Here is a 1,640-nt window from a genome sequence, read left to right on the forward strand (position 1 = left end):
ACCGGCGTGTTTGCCGCGATCTCGGCCAGCACCCTGCCCGCCGCCCGCAAGACCATGGACCTGATGCGCGGCGCCGGCCGCAGCGTCTCGTTTGACCCGAACCTGCGCCCCACGCTGTGGGCCAGCCCCGAGCTGATGCGCGAATCCATCAACGACCTGGCCACGCGCGCCGACTGGGTGCTGCCCGGCCTGGAAGAAGGCCGCTTGCTGACCGGCGAAACCACGCCCGAGGGCGTGGCCCGCTTTTACCGCCAGCGCGGCGCCAAACTGGTGATCGTTAAACTCGGCAGCGAAGGCGCGTACTTTGAAGACGCCTCGGGCAGCGGCCATGTGCCGGGCTTTCCGGTGGCCCAGGTGATAGACACCGTGGGCGCTGGCGATGGCTTTGCGGTCGGCGTCATCAGCGCGCTGCTGGACGGCCTGAGCGTGCGCGAGGCGGTGAAACGCGGCGCCTGGATTGGCGCGCGCGCGGTGCAGGTGCTGGGCGACAGCGAAGGCCTGCCGACCCGCGCCGAACTCAACGCAGCAGGGCTCTAAAGAAACCATGACAAACACACGCAAAAAGGTTCTGGTCTTCCGCGAACTGCCGCCCGACCAGCTGGCACGGCTGCAGGCCGAGCACGACGTGACGGTGGCCAACCCGCGCCTGCCGGAACAGGCCGCCGCCTTTCACGCCGCGCTGGCCGGCGCCGAAGGCATGATCGGCTCCAGCTACCCGGTGAACGAAGATTTGCTGGCGGCGGCGCCGCATCTGCAAGTCATCTCCAGCGTCTCGGTCGGCGTTGACAACTATGCCCTGGGCGCCCTGGCGGTGCGCGGCATCATGCTGTGCCACACGCCCGGCGTGCTGACGGAAACCACCGCGGACACGATTTTTGCCCTCATCATGGCCACCAGCCGCCGTCTGGTGGAGCTGGCCAACCATGTGCGCGATGGGCACTGGACGAGCAACATTGGAGAGCGCCTTTTTGGCTGGGATGTGCATGGCAAAACCCTGGGTATTCTGGGCTTTGGCCGCATTGGCCAGGCGCTGGCGCGCCGCGCGGCACTCGGCTTTGGCATGCCGGTGCTGTACCACAGCCGCCGGCCGGTCGATCTGGCCCAAGCGGCGCCCGAACTGGCCGGCAAGGCCAGCCACACGCCACTCGATGAACTGCTGGCCCGCGCCGACATCATTGCCGCCGTGCTGCCCCTGTCGGTGCAAACCCGCGGCCTGATGGGCGCGCGCGAGTTTGCCTTGATGAAGCCCGGCGCGATCTTCGTGAACGGCTCGCGCGGACCCATCGTGCAGGAGCCGGCGCTGCTGGCCGCACTGGACAGCGGCCACCTGCGCGCCGCCGGACTGGACGTGTTCGAGGTCGAGCCCTTGCCGATGGACTCGGCGTTGCGCAACCACCCGAAGGTCACGCCGCTGCCGCACATCGGCTCGGCCACCCACGAAACCCGCCGCGCGATGGCCGAACTCGCCACCGACAACCTGCTGCGTGTGCTGGCCGGCGACAAGCCGACCTCGGCCTACGACCTGCGCACTGCCTAGGAAGCCCCATGCCCCGTTCCATCCCCACCCTGTGCGGCTCCATCATGGGCACGCCCTTCACCTTCAACGTGAAGGTGCACAACGCGGCCTATCAGGCGCTCGG

At 68.5% G+C, this 1,640-nt stretch carries 2 protein-coding genes; both read left to right on the forward strand.

Going from position 1 to position 1,640, the window contains the following annotated elements:
• Positions 1-537, forward strand: a 537-nt coding sequence (locus RMO23_RS16805; protein ID WP_309683844.1) for a PfkB family carbohydrate kinase, incomplete at its 5' end; no start/stop codon positions are given.
• Between the two features lie 7 nt (positions 538-544).
• Positions 545-1,537, forward strand: a complete 993-nt coding sequence (locus RMO23_RS16810) for a D-glycerate dehydrogenase (protein ID WP_309683845.1) — start codon at positions 545-547, stop codon at positions 1,535-1,537.
• Positions 1,538-1,640: the final 103 nt, after the last annotated feature.

This window comes from Polaromonas sp. (assembly GCF_031411155.1).
Lineage (GTDB): Bacteria > Pseudomonadota > Gammaproteobacteria > Burkholderiales > Burkholderiaceae_C > Polaromonas.